Annotated in this window: 14 protein-coding genes; 7 read left to right on the top strand and 7 right to left on the bottom strand. The window is 42.2% G+C overall.

Annotated elements, in window-relative coordinates; genetic code table 11:
* Window positions 1-66: 66 nt before the first annotated feature.
* Window positions 67-759: a LytR/AlgR family response regulator transcription factor gene (locus tag ACEZ3G_RS12190; protein WP_432425770.1), complete on the bottom strand. Its 693-nt coding sequence runs from the start codon at window positions 757-759 to the stop codon at window positions 67-69.
* A 234-nt stretch (window positions 760-993) separates the two neighbouring features.
* On the opposite strand from ACEZ3G_RS12190, the gene rpsF reads away from it, so the two are divergent.
* The 5 genes from rpsF (at window position 994) to hisS (ending at window position 4,262) form a co-directional block, all read left to right on the top strand.
* Complete coding sequence (gene rpsF, locus ACEZ3G_RS12185) at window positions 994-1,335, top strand: 30S ribosomal protein S6 (protein ID WP_432425769.1); 342 nt, start codon at window positions 994-996, stop codon at window positions 1,333-1,335.
* A 5-nt stretch (window positions 1,336-1,340) separates the two neighbouring features.
* Complete coding sequence (gene rpsR / locus ACEZ3G_RS12180) at window positions 1,341-1,637, top strand: 30S ribosomal protein S18 (RefSeq protein WP_432425768.1); 297 nt, start codon at window positions 1,341-1,343, stop codon at window positions 1,635-1,637.
* Between the two features lie 12 nt (window positions 1,638-1,649).
* Window positions 1,650-2,102, top strand: a complete 453-nt coding sequence (rplI, locus tag ACEZ3G_RS12175) for a 50S ribosomal protein L9 (RefSeq protein ID WP_432425767.1) — start codon at window positions 1,650-1,652, stop codon at window positions 2,100-2,102.
* Window positions 2,103-2,275: 173 nt separating this feature from the next.
* Complete coding sequence (locus ACEZ3G_RS12170; protein ID WP_432425766.1) at window positions 2,276-2,752, top strand: DUF6495 family protein; 477 nt, start codon at window positions 2,276-2,278, stop codon at window positions 2,750-2,752.
* 133 nt (window positions 2,753-2,885) lie between these two features.
* On the top strand, window positions 2,886-4,262 hold the full coding sequence (gene hisS, locus ACEZ3G_RS12165; protein ID WP_432425765.1) for a histidine--tRNA ligase: 1,377 nt from the start codon (window positions 2,886-2,888) through the stop codon (window positions 4,260-4,262).
* On the opposite strand, the gene ACEZ3G_RS12160 is transcribed toward hisS, so the two are convergent.
* Window positions 4,257-4,805, bottom strand: coding sequence for an NUDIX hydrolase (locus ACEZ3G_RS12160; RefSeq protein WP_432425764.1), 549 nt, complete (start codon window positions 4,803-4,805; stop codon window positions 4,257-4,259). The two genes, hisS and ACEZ3G_RS12160, sit on opposite strands and share 6 nt — an antisense overlap.
* A gap of 43 nt (window positions 4,806-4,848) precedes the next feature.
* Window positions 4,849-5,937 (bottom strand): M42 family metallopeptidase, encoded by a 1,089-nt coding sequence (locus ACEZ3G_RS12155; RefSeq protein WP_432425763.1) that lies wholly within the window; start codon window positions 5,935-5,937, stop codon window positions 4,849-4,851.
* A 140-nt stretch (window positions 5,938-6,077) separates the two neighbouring features.
* On the opposite strand from ACEZ3G_RS12155, the gene ACEZ3G_RS12150 reads away from it, so the two are divergent.
* Window positions 6,078-6,728, top strand: a complete 651-nt coding sequence (locus ACEZ3G_RS12150) for a DUF4294 domain-containing protein (protein WP_432425762.1) — start codon at window positions 6,078-6,080, stop codon at window positions 6,726-6,728.
* Between the two features lie 16 nt (window positions 6,729-6,744).
* Here the strand turns inward: ACEZ3G_RS12150 and ACEZ3G_RS12145 are convergent, their stop codons facing one another.
* Window positions 6,745-6,996: a DUF6095 family protein gene (locus tag ACEZ3G_RS12145; protein WP_432425761.1), complete on the bottom strand. Its 252-nt coding sequence runs from the start codon at window positions 6,994-6,996 to the stop codon at window positions 6,745-6,747.
* Between the two features lie 39 nt (window positions 6,997-7,035).
* Between ACEZ3G_RS12145 and ACEZ3G_RS12140 the strand changes: the two genes are divergently transcribed.
* The gene (locus ACEZ3G_RS12140) at window positions 7,036-8,178 is read left to right on the top strand and encodes a glycerate kinase (protein WP_432425760.1); all 1,143 of its coding nucleotides are present in this window, start codon (window positions 7,036-7,038) and stop codon (window positions 8,176-8,178) included.
* Here the strand turns inward: ACEZ3G_RS12140 and ACEZ3G_RS12135 are convergent.
* From ACEZ3G_RS12135 to ACEZ3G_RS12125, 3 genes are all read right to left on the bottom strand, one after another.
* The gene (locus ACEZ3G_RS12135) at window positions 8,175-8,990 is read right to left on the bottom strand and encodes a DUF4249 family protein (RefSeq protein WP_432425759.1); all 816 of its coding nucleotides are present in this window, start codon (window positions 8,988-8,990) and stop codon (window positions 8,175-8,177) included. The genes ACEZ3G_RS12140 and ACEZ3G_RS12135 overlap by 4 nt on opposite strands.
* 3 nt (window positions 8,991-8,993) lie before the next feature.
* A complete protein-coding gene (locus tag ACEZ3G_RS12130) occupies window positions 8,994-11,369 on the bottom strand; it encodes a TonB-dependent receptor (RefSeq protein ID WP_432425758.1) in 2,376 nt (791 codons plus the stop codon).
* A gap of 127 nt (window positions 11,370-11,496) precedes the next feature.
* Window positions 11,497-13,716: an NADP-dependent isocitrate dehydrogenase gene (locus tag ACEZ3G_RS12125; protein WP_432425757.1), complete on the bottom strand. Its 2,220-nt coding sequence runs from the start codon at window positions 13,714-13,716 to the stop codon at window positions 11,497-11,499.
* Window positions 13,717-14,373 lie beyond the last annotated feature (657 nt).

The raw sequence follows: 14,373 nt of genomic DNA, 5'->3' as shown, positions 1-14,373 counted from the left end.
AATATGCATAAAAAAAATCGCCGCTTCCTTTTCGAAAACGGCGATTTAATATTTTGAAAGACAGTGTTAAACGTTGCTCAGCGCTTCGGCCAATTCTGTCTTTTTATTTCTGCTCAAAGGAATAGACCTTCCACTTACTTCAACATTTTTACTGTTGAATTTTTCTACTTTTTCCAAATTGATGATATACGATTTGTGGATACGTAAGAATTTCTCTTGCGGCAATTGCTTTTCAAACGATTTCATCGTCGATAAGATTACGATATTGGCCTCATCGGTCACCAACTTGATGTAATCGCCCAATGCTTCTATCCATTTGATATCGTTAAGGATAACCTTACGCTTTTTAAGGTTGCTCTTGACGAAGATATGCTCTTCATCTTCATTGACCTTATGCATTTGCTCATACTTGGCAACGGCACGTTTAACGGAAGCATCGAAACGCGCCATGGTGATGGGCTTGTGAAGATAATCCGTAACATCGTAATCAAAAGCTTTTAAGGCATAATCAGGCTTACCGGTGATCAAAATGACCTGTGGACTGTTTTCCAGTGATTCGAGTAGGTCGAACCCGTTGATAATCGGCATTTCTACATCTAAAAAGATAAGATCGATCTCATTGTTCTTAATGCCGTTCTTCGCTTCGATCGCATTGCTGTACTCGGCCACCATAGCAAGATTTGGGTGGTTGTTGACCAGTTTCGCGACCGCCATCCGCTGCATGGACGAATCGTCAACAATAATGCTTCTTAATTTCATAAATGGGTTGATTTGTGGGGTTAAATCATCGACAAAGTACCGAAAAAACCCACGTATCTACAACAAAAGTTGTAAACATTGCGCGGTTTCCTGTGTAAATGGCGGATGACCATAGGTTAAGATTTGGTTAAGTTCAATTTTTATGATTGTTCCTAGCTATAACGAAGAATTTTCCGTTTTCTTGTGAAGTGTGGTAAATATTCTTATTTTTGCGCTCCAAAAAATATAATATTTATGAACCATTACGAAACTGTTTTCATTTTGAATCCCGTGCTTTCTGATGATCAGATAGCGGAAACAGTTAAGAAATTTGAGGATTTCTTAATTAAGAATGGAGCCAAAATGGTCTCCAAAGAGAATTGGGGCCTAAAGAAATTGGCTTATCCCATCCAACACAAAAAAAGTGGTTTTTACCACTTGTTCGAGTTTACCGCACCTGGTGAGGTAATCACCACCTATGAACAAGAGTTCAGAAGAGATGAGCGTGTAATGCGCTTTTTGACCGTAAGGTTGGACAAACATGCCATAGAATGGGCAGAGAAAAGAAGAACAAGGTTAAAAACAGCTAAAGCATAAGTACTATGGCATCTATAGAACAACAGGCTAAAGGAAAAAAGGATGGGGATATCAGATATCTGACTCCTTTGAACATCGAGACCAATACCAAGAAAAAGTATTGTCGTTTCAAAAAATCGGGTATTAAGTATATCGATTATAAAGACGCTGACTTTCTAATGAAATTGGTCAACGAGCAAGGAAAATTATTGCCGCGAAGACTTACCGGAACCTCGTTGAAGTATCAACGAAAAGTGGCCCAAGCGGTCAAAAGGGCACGTCATTTGGCCTTAATGCCTTATGTAGGCGATTTATTAAAATAAAAGAAACGCACCATGGAACTTATATTGAAAGAAGACGTTCAAGACCTAGGGTTTAAAGACGATTTGGTCAGCGTAAAAAATGGTTACGGCAGAAATTTTCTTATTCCAAAGGGTTTGGCCACATTGGCCACCCCTTCGGCGAAAAAAGTCTTGGCCGAAAATCTAAAGCAACGTGCCCATAAAGAGAAGAAAATTGTTGACGCGGCCAATAAGACTGCCGAAGCTTTGAAAAACCTTGATTTGAAGATACCTGCAAAGACAGGAGCCGGGGACAAATTATTCGGTTCGGTCACTACAATAGATTTGGTGTCGGCCTTAGAGAAAGTCGGTCACGAAATCGACAGGAAGTTTATCAATATTCAAGGAGGAACGGTTAAAAGAACCGGACCCTATAATGCAAAGATTCGTTTACATAGGGATGTTATCGTAGATTTTCCCTTTGAAGTTGTGGCCGAGGCCAAATAAACGATTTTGAATTCAAAAGACCGCACATCTCCAATTTTTGTAGATTGTGCGGTTTTTTATTGCTTTTATTTTGCAATAGATCAAAGCAAGACCAAATCATCGAGATCGATCGTTCACTTAACCTTAATGTAATGTTAAGTATTTGTTTTTCAAAATGTTAATAACTTTTTGTATTGAAGTATAGAAGACTCACAAAGCAACAATTGGAAGAACTCCATCCCGAGTTCATAAATTTTTTGGCGACCCAGTCCATCACGGCAGAGGAGTGGCAAAGGTTGAAAACCGAAAAGCCCCAGGTTGCCGAGGAAGAACTTGATGTCTTTAGCGAGCTGATCTGGGAGGGTGTCCTGAAAAACGTTGTGTATTTGGAAAATGTTTCCGCATCTCACATGCATCTTTTTCATTGTGGGGAAAAGGAAATCAAATTGATCTCGACCAAGATTTTGAATCCCGATATCGATTTGACGACCGATATCGGTTTTGAATGGTTCAAGAAAAACTGGCAATCCGATTTTGTGGAATACCTTACGGCTTCAAAAGCATATTCCGAGGATCATAACCTCGACAAATTTAATTTGATAGAGCAGGGGGCGGTCATTACCAAGGGCGACCTCTACCGATGGTTCGATGAAATCATAGACCAGGTTTAGCCTTCTTGATAGGGCAGTATTCTATATGTAAAAGGTAATATTTCCTAAATCGCACATTATTCGCCTAAATGATGTTTCCGCTCCTTTGGAATGGATTGAAGTGAGGCATATATTTGTATCTTGATTCAAGATTATGGCACAAAAACCTAGTATACCAAAAGGCACAAGGGATTTCTCACCAAATGAAGTAATAAAACGGAATTATATTACGGGGATTATCCAGAAGCATTTTCAGGTTTTTGGTTTTCAGCCCATTGAGACGCCTTCTTTTGAGAATTCAGAAACCTTGCTGGGAAAATATGGGGACGAGGGCGACCGACTGATTTTTAAGATTTTGAACTCGGGAGATTTTATCAGTAAGGTCGATGACTATACGTACAGTTCAAAGGACAGTACTTCGTTAGGACCTAAAATAACCGAGAAGGCCTTGCGCTATGATCTTACGGTTCCTTTTGCGCGTTATGTCGTAATGCACCGCAACGAAATCGAATTCCCTTTCAAGCGTTATCAGATCCAACCGGTATGGCGCGCTGACCGCCCACAGAAAGGACGTTTTCGCGAATTTTACCAATGCGATGCCGATGTGGTGGGTGCCAATTCCCTTTTGCAGGAAGTGGAATTCATTCAGCTGTACGATGCGGTTTTTTCGGACCTAAAATTGCAAGGGGTTACCATAAAATTGAACAATAGAAAGATTCTTTCGGGCATTTCCGAGGTAATTGGTGCAAAACATCTTTTGGTCGATTTTACGGTCGCCTTGGATAAATTGGATAAGATAGGGAGGGAAGGTGTTGAAAAAGAGATGCTCAACAAAGGCATTTCCGAAGCGGCCATTGAAAAAGTCGCACCACTTTTTTCACTATCGGGCACAAATCTTGAACAATTGGATGCGCTTGGCCTGATGCTCAAAACTTCGGAAGAAGGAAGTGCCGGCGTAGAGGACTTGCGATTTATCGTACAAACCGTTGAGCAATTGGGGCTTGAAGTAGCTAAATTGGAGATCGATGTTACCCTTGCCCGTGGGCTCAACTATTATACAGGGGCGATTTTCGAGGTTTCCGCACCTAAAAATATCAACATGGGTTCGATTGGAGGTGGAGGCCGTTATGATGACCTTACCGGAATCTTCGGACTTAACGATGTCAGTGGGGTTGGCATATCTTTTGGTCTTGACCGAATATATTTGGTGCTCGAAGAACTGGAACTTTTTCCGGAAAGCATTGAGCAATCCTTAGAGGTGCTCTGCCTCAATTTTGGCGAAAAAGAAGCCTTGGCTTCCTTGAAGTTGATTTCAACGCTGCGAAAGGCAGGTGTCAAGGCAGATTTATATCCATCGGATGCTAAAATCCAAAAACAATTCAAATACGCCAATAACAGAAAAGTACCTTATGTTATCTTGATCGGGGCCGAAGAATTGGCCAAAAACACCTTTGTGGTAAAGAATATGATGGATGGCGGTCAAAAAAGTTTTGATCTTGAAAGGCCCGAAGAGTTTGTTCAAGATCTATAACCGGGACTGTATTTCGCCAATGATTCTTTTATAATATTCCACGTCATGGGGCACGTATTCATGAAGTTTTGCCATACCCCAGGTCTCTTCTGAAAATTGTGTTAAGGGAATAAGCCGCAAAGCCTGCACTTCGTTTACTTGTCTTTTTAAACTTTTCAAAGGTACTTTCAATTCGCTCAAAAAGATATGATGGAACTCGCAATCTGTAAAATCTTCGGCGATTTTATGTACTTCTTTCACGGTGCCAATGAAGTCAAGACCGTTTATTGATACGGCAAGCCCTATTTCCTCTTGAATCTCCCTAATGGCCGAAAGCTCGATATCTTCACCCGCACCAACATGTCCGGCCACTGAAACGTCCCATAGCAGGGGGTGGGTATCCTTTGTTTTTGCACGTTGTTGAATCAATAATTGACCATTTTTGGTATAAAACCAAATATGAACGGTGGGGTGAAACAATCCTTGGCGATGCGCCTCCGATTTAAGGGCAGTCTTTCCCGTGTATTTCCCTTCCGAATCGAGAATGTCAACAAGTTCATCCATAGAAATCAGAAAACTTCCTCCCCAAAAAAGGATCTATACGGCATCATTCAAAATAACTGAACGTTTCGCCCGATTTGATGGTCAGCAAGGTCTCATACATCAAACGGATTACATTCTCCACATCGTCTCGATGTACCGTTTCCACGGTGGTATGCATATAACGAAGCGGCAGCGATATCAATGCCGATGCAACGCCACCATTACTGTAGGCAAATGCGTCGGTGTCGGTTCCCGTGGATCTTGAGGCCGCCAATCGTTGAAAGGGTATCTTTTTGGCCTCGGCCGTTTCGATGATGCGCTCGCGCAACTTGTTCTGAACCGCCGGTGCGTAAGAAATTACGGGTCCTGCGCCGATTTCGGTATGCCCCTGGGTCTTTTTCTCGATCATCGGGGTCGTGGTATCATGACAGACATCGGTGATGATCGCTACATCGGGCTTGATCCTGTTGGTAATCATCTCGGCTCCGCGTAACCCGATTTCTTCTTGGACCGAATTGGTGATATAGAGTCCGAACGGGAGTTTTTTCTTGTTTTCATGAATTAATCGTGCCACTTCGGCAATCATAAACCCACCAGCTCGATTATCGATGGCCCTGCAAACGAACTTGTCTTTGTTCAACACTTTGAACCCATCTGGGTATGTAATAACACAACCTACATGAACGCCCAATTTTTCGACCTCTTCTTTATTCTTGGCACCTACATCGATCGTAATGTTATCAAGCTTCGGGGGCTCCTCTTTTGTCCTGCTTCGGGTATGGATCGCAGGCCACCCGAAAATACCTTCGACAATACCTTTTTTGGTATGGATGTTCACCCACTTAGAGGGAGCTATTTGGTGGTCGCTGCCTCCATTACGGATTACGTAAATAAGCCCATTGTCGGTAATATAGTTTACGTACCACGAAATCTCGTCGGAGTGCCCTTCAATGACGACTTTATATTTGGCATCTGGATTGATAACACCAACCGCCGTACCATAAGTATCTGTTATAAAGGTATCCACGTAGGGTTTCAGGTAGTCCATCCAAAGTTTTTGCCCTTCCCATTCATAACCGGTAGGCGATGCGTTGTTCAGGTATTTTTCGAAGAAATCGAGAGATTTTTTGGTAAGTATTTTCTTATTGGCCATTTTCGAGTTTATTTGTTTACAAACTTAGCAATATTCACTTTTAATTAATAATAACCGCAGTTTATTATCGTAATTTTGGCAGGGCTTTTGTTGTCGTTTTGAAGATGAAAAAACACCTTTTCATATATATATTGGGTTTTATGGTTTTTCTTGGGATGGCCCAGATTCCTGAAGAACCCTTGGATTCCGTTCAAGAGAAAATGATCATCATGGAGGGTGATTCGATCTTCCGTACTGCGATCGATCTTGATGAGGTTTATGTTTTCAATAAGCTTTCCTTTCCAAATTATGAGGAAAAGCTACGTTACTATATACTTCGTAGAAAGACCATCAAGGTTTTTCCGTATGCCAAATTGGCCGCCGAACGTTTGGTAGAACTCAATGATAGTCTTTCGAAGATTACGAAGAAACGTAATCGGAAAAAATATACCAAAAAAATACAACGGTACATCGAAGGGGAATTTTCTGAAGAATTGAAAAAATTGACACGAACGGAAGGTCAGATTTTGGTAAAACTCGTCCATCGGCAGACCGGAATCACCGCCTTCGATCTTGTAAAAGAACTGAGAAACGGTTGGCGGGCGTTTTGGTACAACACTACGGCCAGTTTATTCAACATAAGCCTAAAAGAAGAATATCGCCCCGATCAAGTGGAAGAAGACTATCTTATCGAGGATATATTGCTCAGGGCGTTTGCCGCGGGCCGTCTAAAAAGACAGAATTCTGCTTTGGAATATGATTATTTCGAATTGACGAATAAGTGGAAAGGGAAATCCAAGACCAAAAAATAGAAATACCCTAGATCATTTACTTTTTTTTGAATAGCGCATCAAGTATTAATTTGATACTGTAAAAACCGAGGGCAATGGCGGCAATGGCCAGTATTCCGCCCAAGATGGCAACCGGCCAGAACCAAGGATGCCCTTCATTTTTAAAGGCTTGGTACATTACCACTGGCGCGAGAAACATCAAGAAAACGGTATAGGCAATATGTTTGATTCCTTTGACGAGTAAGGTCTTGTCGGTATGCATATTTTTTGGTTTCCCAAATGTACCCATAAAGGATTATATTTAAAGAGTTCAAAACCCACTTATTTAATGAGAATACTTCTTATACCCGATAAATTCAAGGGGTCTCTTACGGCCCAGGGTGTTATAGATGCCTTAAAGTGTGGTGTTAAAAAGGCATGCCCCAAGGCAGACTTCGTTTCAGTTTTGGCATCGGATGGAGGTGATGGTTTTCTCAAGGCGATTTCCCAGAATATCGTATGCACTGAAATCCATTTGAACACTTTGGATCCGCTGGGAAGAAAAATAAAATCCAACTACCTATTAGATGAAAAAGGCGGAAGGGCATTTATCGAATTGGCAAAAGCCTCGGGACTTGAATTGTTATCGCCAAAAGAAAGAAGTGCCATGGATACTACGACCTATGGTACCGGTCTTGAAATCAAGGATGCCCTGGACCAAGGTATAACGGAAATTTATATTGGGCTAGGGGGAAGTGCTACCAATGACGCGGGTATGGGTATGGCCGCTGCATTTGGCTACCGGTTTTTGGATAGCTACGGTAATGAGCTAGAGCCCATAGGCAAGAATCTTTCCAGAGTAGCGTCCATTGAGAGTACTGATGTAAGTTTACCTTCGGATTTTTCCGTTTTTGCCGTGAACGACGTTGACAATCCGTTGTTTGGCAAAAACGGTGCGGCCCATACCTATGCGAAGCAAAAAGGGGCCACCGATAAACAAATAGAGAAACTGGACAGCGGACTGAAACATTTTTCCGAAGTGGTAAAAAAAGAGATGGCCGTCGATGCCGCTTTCGACACTGGGTCTGGTGCCGCCGGGGGAACGGCTTATGGGTTAAGGACATTTTTGGCGGCGGAATTTATTTCGGGAATCGATTTCGTTATGAATGTGGCCGGAGTTACAAAATTGCTTGAAGAAAAAAAGTTTGATTATATCATTACCGGGGAAGGAAAGTTCGATGATCAGACTTTGAACGGAAAGTTGGTGCAGGGGGTGGTCAAAATGGGCTCACATTACAATATTCCTGTCCTCGCTGTATGCGGACAACTTGAAATCGACCATGAAAACCTACAAGCCATGGGCATTGAAGCGGCCTTGGAGGTAAGCGATACCGATAAATCACTGGCCTATAATATGGCACATGCACGTAGGTTGATCGAAAAAAAGATTTATGATCATTTTATGAAGATCCAACACTTTGGAACGACCTAGTTTTCGGCAACTTCAAGAGAAGCGGTGAATGCTTGACTGATGGCAAAATATCCAAGGGCAAAGTTGTCAGGGTTCGTGATATTGACGATGTTGCCCTTAACCGTGGCCGCAGGAGTCTGAAAGGGACCCTGTTCGCCACCACTTTGCAGAATTATCTGATTCATGTAATTGTAGAATTGTTCGTCAACGCCCAAAATCGAAATATCCAAAATGGTCTGGGGCGCAAGCTCGCTATCGTAGAAATATGAGAATTGAAAAGGTTGACCGGGGTAAAATGTATCCTCGGAAACCAAATATTCATTAAAATCAAAGTCGAAAAGGTAAAAATCGACACGATCCGGCGCATCGGTAAAAGTCAAAACAATCTCCGTTTCCTCACCGGTAAAAAGAGTGGATGTGCCTTGACGCAATTCATCAATAGGCGCCGAAGGCACAAAAATGGCTTCGGCCTCATATAGTTCATCACGATAGTTTATAGAAAGTCTTGAAGTGCCTTCGACCAATCTGTTCGTTGGTATGTCGGCACGGTAAATACCTGATCCGGGTGTTTGTTCGGTCAAGTTTACCACAGTGTTCGATTCTAAGTTTGTAATCGAAATCGAATTTAAGACAGCGGGGTTGATTTCATCAAAAAATGAACTGGTAACGCTTGCCCTTATTTGAACCACGGTATTGGGTTGATCAATATTGTCCATTCGCAATACTGCATCGATAACAAGCCGAGGCGAATCTACAGGTACATCGACTTCAATTACATCTTGGCATCCTGAAAGGGCAAGAAAAATAGCTAAGGCCAAAGTCAATTTCTTCATGGTTCAGAACTTAAAATTATAGGTTACCGCCGGTACGATGCCGAAAATTGAAGTGCGCACCGCTTCGTTTACACCGGTATCTTGGTTACGACTGAAATTAATGGAAGCCGCATTTCGTCTGTTGTAAACATTATAAATACTGAAAACCCACTCGGCCTGCCATTTTCGGTTTCTGTTCTTGCGGGGCTTCATTGTTGCGGAAACATCGAGTCGGTGATAGGCAGGCAGGCGTTCGGTATTTCTAGGGCCGTAGTACGGAATGGTCACCCCTTGAAACTCGAATTGCCCGATCGGATAGTTTGTGGGTTGCCCGGTCTGAAATACGAAATTGGCGTTGAAGTTCCATTTTTCGTTTAGGTCGTAACTTCCGTAAAAAGAAACATCATGGGTTTTGTCATAGGGTGTATTATACCAAGCCCCATTATTGATTCCGATTTCCTCAGGGGTTCTTCCCGGTGTTTTTTGCTCCGATTTTGAAAGGGTGTACGCCAACCATCCTTGAAAGTCGCCTTCGTTTTTTCGCAGAAGTAATTCGAGGCCATAGGCCCGTGCCTTACCGTTCAAGATCACCTGCTCTATGGCATCGTTGGCGATCAGGTTGGCACCGTCGATATAATCGATTCGGTTTTGTACATCTTTGTAAAAGACTTCCGACTCTAAGCTATAATCCCCATTTTGTAGATTTTTAAAGTAACCTAAGGCATATTGATCCAATAACTGCGGTTTAGTAAAAGGTCCGCTTGGGGTCCAAACATCCAGTGGAGTGGGCGAGCTGGTATTTGACATCAAATGAAGGTATTGTGCCAAACGCGTATAACTGGCCTTGAATGAAGCATCGTCATTGAAGGTATAGGCCAGTGAAAATCTCGGTTCGAAATTATTGAAAGTGGCCAAGCTGCCTTTTCGTCCAGGGTCTATGGTCTCCAATGGGTCTTGTTCTTGGTATATTTTGAGCTCACTGTTATAAAACACCGGATTATCGTTTGCGTAAACATTCAGTTCGTTTTGGCCCAACCGAATAAAATTACTGAACCGAAGTCCGTAACCGACGCTTAATTTATCGGTAAGACTGTGTTCTACATCAATGTAGGCCGCAAACTCATTCGCATATTTTTGTACCAGTTGCTCTTCGATGATTCCTGAATTTGGGTTGCTGGGCTCTATTTTTCCAGGGTTGAACCGATAGTAGATATTGTTGAGTCCATAGTTGATCTGTAATTTGTCACTGACATAATTCTTAAGATCATACTTTAGGTTGAAGTTCTGAATTCCAGAGTTCCAGTTAAATCCGACGAAATCCAATTTCAGGCCATAGTAATAATCGGAATAGATCAAGGAAAGGTTGGAAAACAATTTATCGGAAAACAGATGGTTCCACCTGAAGTTTACCAGGGCGTTTCCGTAGGTATTGACAAAACTTTCGCTGATCCCGAAAACATCCCTGCCAAAGTATCCTGATAAAAAAATACTGTTTCGGTCGTTAATATTGTAGTTGATCTTGGTATTCAGGTCATAAAAATAGGCCGTATTGTCAATATCGAACAATGGAAGGAAAAGGTGCGCATACGAGCCTCTTCCACCAATTAAAAAGGCAGATTTATCCTTTATAATAGGGCCTTCCAACAACAATCGGCTGGCCACGGCCCCAATGCCGCCATTGGCATGAAAAGCCTTGCTATTGCCTTCTTTCTGAAATATGTCGAGCACCGAGGAGACCCGTCCGCCATATCTTGCGGGAATTCCGCCTTTATAAAGTTTTATATCTTTTATCGCATCGGGATTGAATACCGAGAAGAACCCGAAAAGGTGCGATGAATTGAAAATGGTTGCCTCATCGAGAAGGATCAGGTTTTGGTCGACTGCCCCTCCACGTACATTGAAACCTGAAGCACCCTCGCCTGCATTCGTTACCCCGGGAAGCAAAATAATGGACTTGATCACATCGGCTTCACCCAGTATAACGGGAATCTTTTTTATTGTCGCCGCGGTCATGGTATTCACGCTCATTTGTGGTTTTCGAATGTCAAGTTGCTCTATATTTTCGGTTACCACCACTTCTTCAAGCTGCTCTGCCTCCTCTAACAACTGAAAATTGATCTTACGGTCTTCGGTGAGCACAATTTGCTCAACAATGTCTTGGAAACCCAAATAGCTCACCTGAACTTGATATTCGCCCTCGGGCAAGGTTATGGAGTAAAAGCCGTATTCGTTGGTCGTTACCCCTGTTCTAAGTTCTGGGATCGCGATGGTAACGCCGATCAAGGTTTCATTGCTTGTAGCTTCTGATATGGTGCCGCTAATGGTAAAGCGATTTTGTGCGAATGAAAGGCAAACGGAAAAAGAGAGAAGCAAGAAGGCAATAATCTTGTCTTTGGTCATTAAGAGCAATTTTTTATAAATGTATTGAGAAAAATAAACCGAATAAAATAGTTAACATTTATTTAAACGGATCTAAAATAAAAGAGCCTTTGCTATTGCAAAGGCTCCTCAGTTATTTTTTATACTTCTATATACTTTCTAAAATATCGTTAAAGGTCTTGCTAGGCCGCATTGCCCTCGAAGCGAGATCAGGATCGGGCAGATAATATCCCCCAATGTTTTGTGCCATGCCTTGAGCCGATCTCAATTCATCGATGATAGCCGTTTCCTGATTTTTCAAAGCACTGTGAACGCGTTCAAAAATGCCTTTTAGTTCAAGGTCTTCGTTTTGTGCCGCAAGAGCTTCGGCCCAATACATAGAGAGATAAAAATGGCTGCCTCGGGTGTCAAGTTCCATCACCTTTCGCGAGGGTGATTTGTCGTTGTCCAAAAACTTTTCGGTGGCACTGTCCAAGGCATCGCCCAATACTTTCGCCTTTTGATTGTTATTCTGTTCCCCAAAGAATTCAAGTGAAACGCCGAGAGCCAAAAATTCACCTAACGAGTCCCATCTTAGGTGTCCTTCTTCCAAAAACTGTTCGACATGTTTGGGTGCCGAACCTCCAGCCCCGGTCTCGAAAAGTCCACCACCGTTCATCAAGGGTACTATCGATAACATTTTTGCGCTGGTTCCCACTTCTAAAATCGGGAAAAGGTCGGTCAAATAATCGCGAAGCACATTTCCAGAGACCGAAATGGTATCCAACCCATCTTTTAGCCTTTGCAATGTATATTCAGTTGCCTTGATCGGGGAGAGAATCTTAATATCCAACCCCGATGTATCGTGATCTTTGAGATATACGGTTACTTTTTTAATAAGTTCAGCGTCGTGTGCACGATTTTCATCCAACCAAAAAACCGTAGGCACTTGGGTAGCTTTTGCCCTGGAAACGGCCAACTTGACCCAATCGCGTATCGGGCCATCCTTGACCTGGCACATGCGCCAGATATCACCTTGATTTACCTTATGCTCGATCAACTTTTCTCCCGAATTGATATCCACTACTTGAACGATCCCCGAATCGGTAATTTCGAAAGTCTTATCGTGGGATCCGTACTCCTCTGCTTTTTGCGCCATAAGACCTACGTTGGGTACGGTACCCATTGTTTTTGGATCGAACGCACCGTTCTTTTTACAGAATTCGATAGTGGCCGTATAAATTCCTGCATAACTGCTATCAGGTATTATCGCCTTTGTGTCTTGGGCCTTTCCTTCGGCGTTCCACATTTGACCTGAGTTTCTGATCATGGCCGGCATTGAGGCGTCGATTATGATATCACTTGGTACGTGCAAATTGGTAATGCCCTTATTGGAATTGACCATGGCCAAGTCGGGGCCATCTTGTATCGCTTTGTCAATATCGGACAATATTTCAGATTTTTTATCATCTGGAAGCACCTCTAATCGATTGATCAAACTTTCAAGTCCGTTGTTGGCATCGACCCCGATAGACTCAAAAGTATCTTTGTGCTTTTCGAAGACATCGGCAAAGAAGGCTTTCATGGCATGACCAAAGATTATTGGGTCGGAGACCTTCATCATTGTGGCCTTCAAATGAACTGAGAACAATACCTGTTTGGCCTTGGCATCGGCAACCTGTTCTTTTAGAAAGGCGACCAAGGCATTTTTGTCCATGACCGTCGCATCAATGATTTCACCGTCTAGCAACGAAATCCTTTCTTTAAGAACTTCTATGGTTCCATCAGTTTTTGCCAACTCTATTTTTACATCCGTCGCCCTTTCAAGAGTAATCGATTTTTCGTTCGATCGGAAATCACCGGAGGACATGGTCGCTACGTGGGTCTTTGAATCGGGACGCCAAGCACCCATTGAATGCGGATTCTTTTTGGCATAGTTCTTTACGGCCCTGGGCGCCCTGCGATCTGAATTGCCTTCCCTTAGAACGGGATTGACCGCACTGCCTTTGATTTTATCGTATCTGGACTTGATTTCCTTTTCTGCCTCATTGGATGGCTCATCGGGATAATCGGGTAATGCATACCCTTTTTTCTGTAATTCTTCGATAGCTTCCTTCAATTGAGGTATCGAAGCACTGATATTGGGCAATTTGATAATATTCGCTTCAGGGTTTTTGGCCATTTTGCCCAATTCTTCCAAAGCATTCGATGTTTGTTGAGTATCGTTCAAAAAGTCTGGAAAGGCGGCCACAATTCTTCCGGCCAGTGAAATGTCCTCGGTTTCGATATCGATACCGGATGTTTTTATGAAAGCTTGAACAATGGGCAAAAATGATTGTGTTGCCAAGGCTGGGGCCTCGTCGGTCTTGGTATAATAAATCTTAGGCATGTATTGAATCTTGTTTTGTCATAAAGCGCTGCAAATATACAATTTTATACACCTGAAAAGACACGAAAACAATGATCGGTGGAGCTTATTGATTTGCGCCCCCAATTCTTTAAATAACAAAAGCCATATCATTGTACAAGTACATTGATATGGCTTTTTAGAAATAGTTTACAAACTTATTGTCTTGCATTTTCAGCAAAACGGCAACCATTGATTGCATTTGCATCACTATTTCAACGTTTGAAATACGTTCGTTCTTAATTATTAAACCAAGCAACTATTTGTATCTCTTCTCACTGTCTTAATGTACTTTTTCCAAACATCGAACCGAAGCCCTGTTTTTGAAAAATGTAACACCCATATGGAGCACACAAAGAGCGACAGCCCTTTGATTCCATACTCGCTATTTTGAAAAACTGGAAGCAATGTAATCGCAACTCAAAATTTCATTCAGCTAAACAACGATATAAAGAACGTAAACTCTATAATCAATTGAATTTATATCCTGCGATATGTCCTTCAAATGATACTTCAATATAGGAAATAATATAGTATCACCAATGTTTTTTAACAAATTAATAATCAACACCTTATGAACCGAACTTTTCAACAATTGTTCATAACAAAAGCCCTTGACTATATAAAATGGCCAAGGGC

Source organism: Meishania litoralis (assembly GCF_042611095.1).
Lineage (GTDB): Bacteria > Bacteroidota > Bacteroidia > Flavobacteriales > Flavobacteriaceae > Meishania > Meishania litoralis.
Note: the sequence above shows the minus strand (reverse complement) of the source record. Positions and strands in the feature narration are given on the sequence as shown.

Excerpts from the sequence above, each read along its gene's own strand:
- ACEZ3G_RS12190 (WP_432425770.1), bottom strand. The coding sequence starts at position 759 with ATGAAATTAAGAAGCATTATTGTTGACGATTCGTCCATGCAGCGGATG.
- rpsF (WP_432425769.1), top strand. The coding sequence starts at position 994 with ATGAACCATTACGAAACTGTTTTCATTTTGAATCCCGTGCTTTCTGAT.
- rpsR (WP_432425768.1), top strand. The coding sequence starts at position 1,341 with ATGGCATCTATAGAACAACAGGCTAAAGGAAAAAAGGATGGGGATATC.
- rplI (WP_432425767.1), top strand. The coding sequence starts at position 1,650 with ATGGAACTTATATTGAAAGAAGACGTTCAAGACCTAGGGTTTAAAGAC.
- hisS (WP_432425765.1), top strand. The coding sequence starts at position 2,886 with ATGGCACAAAAACCTAGTATACCAAAAGGCACAAGGGATTTCTCACCA.
- ACEZ3G_RS12160 (WP_432425764.1), bottom strand. The coding sequence starts at position 4,805 with ATGGATGAACTTGTTGACATTCTCGATTCGGAAGGGAAATACACGGGA.
- ACEZ3G_RS12155 (WP_432425763.1), bottom strand. The coding sequence starts at position 5,937 with ATGGCCAATAAGAAAATACTTACCAAAAAATCTCTCGATTTCTTCGAA.
- ACEZ3G_RS12150 (WP_432425762.1), top strand. The coding sequence starts at position 6,078 with ATGGTTTTTCTTGGGATGGCCCAGATTCCTGAAGAACCCTTGGATTCC.
- ACEZ3G_RS12145 (WP_432425761.1), bottom strand. The coding sequence starts at position 6,996 with ATGGGTACATTTGGGAAACCAAAAAATATGCATACCGACAAGACCTTA.
- ACEZ3G_RS12140 (WP_432425760.1), top strand. The coding sequence starts at position 7,036 with ATGAGAATACTTCTTATACCCGATAAATTCAAGGGGTCTCTTACGGCC.
- ACEZ3G_RS12135 (WP_432425759.1), bottom strand. The coding sequence starts at position 8,990 with ATGAAGAAATTGACTTTGGCCTTAGCTATTTTTCTTGCCCTTTCAGGA.
- ACEZ3G_RS12130 (WP_432425758.1), bottom strand. The coding sequence starts at position 11,369 with ATGACCAAAGACAAGATTATTGCCTTCTTGCTTCTCTCTTTTTCCGTT.
- ACEZ3G_RS12125 (WP_432425757.1), bottom strand. The coding sequence starts at position 13,716 with ATGCCTAAGATTTATTATACCAAGACCGACGAGGCCCCAGCCTTGGCA.